Origin of the sequence: Arthrobacter agilis (genome assembly GCF_002953615.1) — a bacterium.
Classification (GTDB): Bacteria; Actinomycetota; Actinomycetes; order Actinomycetales; family Micrococcaceae; genus Arthrobacter_D; species Arthrobacter_D agilis_B.
The window spans coordinates 3,061,245-3,066,541 of the sequence record NZ_CP024915.1; the positions used below are offsets into that span (position 1 = coordinate 3,061,245).

The 5,297-nt window shown below is 68.5% G+C and carries 4 protein-coding genes and 1 pseudogene; 1 reads left to right on the forward strand and 4 read right to left on the reverse strand.

The features are described from left to right. The 4 genes and pseudogenes from CVO76_RS14930 to CVO76_RS14945 all read right to left on the reverse strand — a co-directional run. A pseudogene (locus CVO76_RS14930) lies at positions 1 to 310 on the reverse strand (6-phospho-3-hexuloisomerase); the annotation flags it as partial. A gap of 144 nt (positions 311 to 454) precedes the next feature. Continuing rightward, positions 455 to 1,306, reverse strand: coding sequence for a helix-turn-helix transcriptional regulator (locus CVO76_RS14935; protein ID WP_208739954.1), 852 nt, complete (start codon positions 1,304 to 1,306; stop codon positions 455 to 457). Between the two features lie 45 nt (positions 1,307 to 1,351). After that, positions 1,352 to 2,863, reverse strand: coding sequence for an amidohydrolase (locus tag CVO76_RS14940; RefSeq protein ID WP_208739955.1), 1,512 nt, complete (start codon positions 2,861 to 2,863; stop codon positions 1,352 to 1,354). Continuing rightward, the gene (locus tag CVO76_RS14945; protein WP_208739956.1) at positions 2,860 to 3,477 is read right to left on the reverse strand and encodes an FMN-binding negative transcriptional regulator; all 618 of its coding nucleotides are present in this window, start codon (positions 3,475 to 3,477) and stop codon (positions 2,860 to 2,862) included. Before CVO76_RS14945 ends, CVO76_RS14940 begins: the two co-directional genes overlap by 4 nt. A 318-nt stretch (positions 3,478 to 3,795) precedes the next feature. Between CVO76_RS14945 and CVO76_RS14950 the strand changes: the two genes are divergently transcribed. Next, the gene (locus CVO76_RS14950; protein WP_244186013.1) at positions 3,796 to 5,268 is read left to right on the forward strand and encodes a peptide ABC transporter substrate-binding protein; all 1,473 of its coding nucleotides are present in this window, start codon (positions 3,796 to 3,798) and stop codon (positions 5,266 to 5,268) included. Positions 5,269 to 5,297: the final 29 nt, after the last annotated feature.

Genomic DNA, 5,297 nt, shown 5'->3' on the forward strand with positions numbered 1-5,297 from the left:
CAGCGACGGCACTGGCGGTGGTTCCGGAGCCGGAGGCGACGATCAGGAGGTCGCCGGAGCCGATGGCCGGCGTCGTCGTCTCGCCCACCACGTGCACCGGAAGTCCGAGGTGCATGAGGCGCATGGCGTGCATGCGCAGGGCGAGGCCGCTACGGCCTCCACCGGCGACGAAGATCTTCCGGGCCTGCTGGATCTCGGCCACGAGCGCTGCGAGCTGGTCGTCCTGCAGGCTGCCGGCTGCTCCGGCGAGCTCGTCCTGGATCAGGCTCAGACTGGCTGCAACCGACGGTGTGTCCGATGCTCTCGTCACGGGTGGTGCTCCTGCCTGTGGGGGTTGGTACAGACTCCAGTCCATCACTCCCCCGGAGCGTTCCAGCGCGCAAGACCTACCCCGCTGGACCTAGTTCGCGCAGGGCTAGCCTGACCTGTGGCCCACGCCACAGCGGCGGGAGGATCAGGCGGAGGCAGGGGACGACGTCGTCATCCCGGCGAGCCTCGCGAGCGCGGCTTCGCTGCTGGATCCCGGCGCCCCGTAGTAGGTGCAGACGCTCTGGTCCGCTTCTCCCGGGACCAGGAGGGTCTGGTAGTGCAGCACGAACTCGCCGCCCACCGGGTGGTTGAAGCGGATCTCGCCCTGGTCCTTCTCGTGGACGTTCTGGTCCTCCCAGAACCGGGTGAACTCAGGGCAACCCGCACGGAGATCGGCGATGAGTTCGGCCAGCTGGCGGTCCTCCGGGAAGCGTCCGACGTCGAGGTGCAGCATCGCGGTGGTCTGCTCACCCACCTGCTCCCAGTCCCGGTAGAGCTCACGGGCCTTCGGATCGAGCAGGATGAAGCGGGCGTAGTTGCGGTGCGGAGCCGGAAGCGCCTCGAAGTCGGTCATCAGGGCCCTCGCCAGGCGGTTGCTGGCCAGCACGTCGGTGCGGCGTCCGAGGATGATCGCGGGTACCGATTCCATGACGGCGAGCAGGTCGTACAGCCCGGGGCGAACGCGCTGGGGCTCCAGGCCGGGCGTGTGGTGCGGCAGCGGAGTGCCACAGAGGTTGAGCAGGTGGTTCCGTTCCACCGTGTCGAGGCGGAGGGCCAGGGCGATGGAGTCGATGATCTCCAGCGACACCGCGCCACCGCGGCCCTGCTCGATCCGCGTGTAGTAGTCGGGGCTCATGCCGGCGAGCCGGGCCACTTCCTCGCGCCGGAGCCCGGGCACGCGCCGCACCCTGCCGTCGAACGGCGCTCCGAGCGTGGTCGGCGAGATCCGTGCGCGTCGCGAGCGCAGGAAAGCGGAGATCTCTGCGGCCCGGTCCATGCCTTCCATCTTGCCGCACCCGGGACGTCCGCCGGACCCCGACAGCTACCCCTGGACGGTTGTGTCCCCGTCGAGGGTGGAGTGCGTCCACCGGCCCCCGAGCATGGTCGCCGACACGGCGAAGTCCCGCAGCTGGTGGTCGTCGGCGCGGAGCGGGTCCAGTTCGGTGACCACGAGGTCTGCTACCGACCCCGGCCGCAGCATCGTACGCCCGTCGGTGGACGCGGCGAGTGCTACCGACGCCAGCACGCGCTGCTCGGGGTGCCACGGTGACCGCCCGTCCCGTGCTCGGGACACGGCGGCGGCCATCGACACCCACGGGTCGAGCTGCGCGACCGGCGCGTCCGAGCCGAGCCTGACCTCCGCGCCCGCTGCCACCAGGCTCCCGAAGGCGAAGGCCCGGTGTGTGCGTCCCGGCCAGTAGCGGTCCGCGACGTCGCGATCATCCATCGCGTGCTCCGGCTGGACGCTGGCAATGACGCCGAGCCGCGCGAATCGCCCGAAGTCCGCCTCGTCGACGAGCTGGGCGTGCTCGATGCTTCCGCCGCAGCCCACCTCCTCGAACGCGTCGAGGGCCAGGGTGTTCGCCGCGTCCCCGATCGCGTGGACCGCCGGCACGAGGCCTGCCGTCGATGCGCGGCGGAGGTAATCGACGAGCCGGCCGCGGTCGACCGTGCAGATCCCCCGGCCTTCAGGGGCATCGTCGAGGCCGGGATACGGTGCATGGCAGTACGCGGTGCGGGTGTTCAGCGAACCGTCGGTGATGACCTTGAACGGGCCCATGGTCACCAGGCCCTCCGTACCCTCGATGACGTCCCCGGTGCGCAGGCCCCTCGCGATGACGGCGTCGAGATCGTGCGGGTACACGCCGGCCCGGACCCGCAGGCCCCGGATGCCGCCGGCCACACGGTGGGCCCACCGGTCGAGGGAGAGGGTCATCTCGAGGTCCACGATGCCCACGACCCCCCGGGCGGCTGCGGCGTCCACCGCCTCCCCCACCCAGCCGTCGAGGTGCTCGTCGGGCACCGAGCTGATGCGGGCGTTGACGTCGAAGGCGGCCTGTTCGCGCAGCACGCCCGTGGGGTGGTCGGCGTGCCCGTGGAGGGCGAGGGCCTTGGTGTTGAGCCACGCCGCGTGCAGGTCCTTGCTGACGAGCACGACGGGCACGTCGGGCCCGACGGCGTCGAGCAGTTCCCGTGTCGGGGCGTCCGGCCACAGTCCGTCCTGGAAGCCGTAGCCGATCAGGGGCTGTCCGGCCGTCGGTGGCATCGAGAGCAGGCGTCCGGCGACCAGTGCCGCGGCGCCGGCTGCACTGGTCGCCGACGACAGGTCGAGGCGCTGGCGCATGAGCGCCCACTGGCCCATGTGGACGTGGGAATCCCAGAGGCCCGGTGACACCCACCGTCCGCCGAGATCCACCGTCCGCGCCGAACCGGGTTCCAGGCCCTCGCCCGCAGCAGTGACGATCCCGTCCTCGACGAGGAGGTCCACTGGTTCACCGGGCGTCCCGACCAGGCGCGCGGAGCGGAGAAGGACGCCACCCACGGAGCTGTTCATCCGTGCCACGTACGCCGCATCTCGCGGGCAAGGGCCGGGTTCGCGTAGTGCTCGCCGTGCTCGAGCTCGTCCACGATCCGTTCCACCACGGCGGGAGCCTTGTCCTGGCTGAGCTTGAGCCGCGCGTCGAAGCGGGTCACGCGCAGGCGGATCCCCACCGTCCCCCGGGCGACGCGGCGTGATCCCTCGGGGTCCAGGGCCAGAGCGCTGGGCTCCGGCATGACGGCCTCGAAGGTGTCGACCAGCTTCCCGAGCACTCGGAAGTTCTCCTCGTCGGAGAGGATCTCCGGCTTCCCGTACAGGTGCGCTGTGACGTGGTTCCAGGTCGGGATGATCTGGTCCTCGGGGTACCAGCCGGGTGAGATGTAGCCGTGCGGGCCCTGGATGATCACCAGCACCTCGTGGTTCCCGAGGTCGTGCAGCTGCTCGTCGGGGCGCCCCACATGACTGATGATGCTGATGCTGTCGTCGGACGTCTCCTCGAGCATCACCGGATAGTGGGACGCCACGAGTCCGCCGGCCGGTGAGGACACGATCGTCGCCCAGGGATTCTCTCGGACGAGTCGCTTGACCTCGCCGACGTCGGACAGGACGAAGTGTGGCGTGTGGCGCATGCTCGTCACTCTGCCACGAAACTGTTTTTTGGTTTGTTTCCATCTTGTTCAGGTTTCATTAAGTAATGAAACTTGGGCGCGGAATGCATTGACCCGACGCCCGGCGCCGAGTTTGCTGGCGATACCGCCGACCCCCGTGCCGACGGATACTTCCCGCTTCAGCTCCCGTCCAGCACCGGGTTCTGCCCCCGAAACAGGAGAACGATGAGAAAGAAACTGCTCACCCTGGCGGCGACCACTACGGTCGCTCTGCTTGCCCTGTCAGCGTGTTCGTCAGGAGGAAGTGAAGCCTCTGATTCCGAAGACCGCTCCATCACGATGGGTGTCACCGATCCCGGCACCCTCACGCCCGGTCGCCAGCTGGTCGCCTACGACTTCTCCATGGCCGTATTCGCTCCGCTCACGTTCCTCGAGTCGGACGGCACCCTCAACTACGTGCAGGCCGAGTCGGTCGAATCCGACGACAACACCACCTGGACGATCACGCTCAAGGACGGCTGGACCTTCCACGACGGAACTCCGGTGACGGCACAGTCCTACGTCGACTCCTGGAACACCGTCGCCTATGGCCCGAACGCCTTCGAGAACTCCGGCCAGGTGGCGAACATCGTCGGCTATACCGACCTCAACCCCGCGGAGGGCGAGCCCGCCACGGAAGAGATGTCCGGGCTGACCGTCGTCGACGACCTCACGTTCACGGTCGAACTCATCGGCCCCGACAGCCAGTTCCCGCTGCAGCTCAGCCAGGCGCAGACCGCCATGTATCCGATGCCCCCGTCGGCGTTCGAGGACCTCGACGCCTACAACAGCCACCCGGTCGGCAATGGGCCGTTCGAGATGGTCGACGACTACGTCGAGAACGAGACCATCGTGGTCACGGCCTTCGAGGATTACGCCGGGGATGCCCCGACGACCGATCAGATCAGCTTCGTGCCCTACACGGACGAAGTGACCGCGTACACGGATGTGCAGGCCGGCAACCTCGACGTCGCCAGCGTGCCCGCCAGCCGCCTGCCTCAGGCGAGCAAGGACTTCGGGGACGCCTTCTACTCCTTCGAGGCACCCGGCATCTCCTACCTCGGTCTTCCGCTGTGGGACGAGCGATACCAGGACATCCGGGTCCGCCAGGCCATCTCGATGGCCATCGACCGCGAGACGATCAACGAGGTCATCTATGGCGGCGCCAACACGCCCGCCACCGCGTTCACGCCGGCCATCGAGCCCGGGACTCCCGAGGGCATCTGCGGGAAGTTCTGCGAGTACGACCCCGAGGCTGCGGCCGCCCTGCTCGACGAGGCGGGTGGCTTCGAGGGCACCATGGAGATCTCCTTCCCCGGCGGCGGCGGACTCGACGAGTTCTACAACGCCATAGCGAACAATCTCCGCCAGAACCTCGGCGTCGATGCCTCGGCGGTGCCGAGCGCTGACTGGGCCGAGTTCTCGGACAACCGGACCGCCGGTACCATCGACGGACCGTTCTTCTCCCGCTGGGGCGCCCTGTACCCGAGCCAGCAGGCAACGATGCGTCCGTTCTTCGTCGAGAACGGTGGCTGCGCCAACTGCATCCCCTGGTACGACCCCGAGGTGAAAGCTGCGATCGACACCGCCGATGCCGAGGCCACCGAGGACGGCGAAGCCTACGCCGCCGTGCAGGAACTGATTCTTGCCGAGTTCCCCGCACCTCCCCTCTTCTTCGAAACCTACTCGTACGTGGTCTCGGACAAGGTGAGTGAGCTGGTGACGTCCCCGGTCGGGAACCCGCGACTGACGCACATCGAGCTCGCAGGCTAGTGGAACCGGGCCGCCGGATTCCCGTGGAT

Excerpts from the sequence above, each read along its gene's own strand:
- CVO76_RS14935 (WP_208739954.1), bottom strand. The coding sequence starts at position 1,306 with ATGGACCGGGCCGCAGAGATCTCCGCTTTCCTGCGCTCGCGACGCGCA.
- CVO76_RS14940 (WP_208739955.1), bottom strand. The coding sequence starts at position 2,863 with ATGAACAGCTCCGTGGGTGGCGTCCTTCTCCGCTCCGCGCGCCTGGTC.
- CVO76_RS14945 (WP_208739956.1), bottom strand. The coding sequence starts at position 3,477 with ATGCGCCACACGCCACACTTCGTCCTGTCCGACGTCGGCGAGGTCAAG.
- CVO76_RS14950 (WP_244186013.1), top strand. The coding sequence starts at position 3,796 with ATGGGTGTCACCGATCCCGGCACCCTCACGCCCGGTCGCCAGCTGGTC.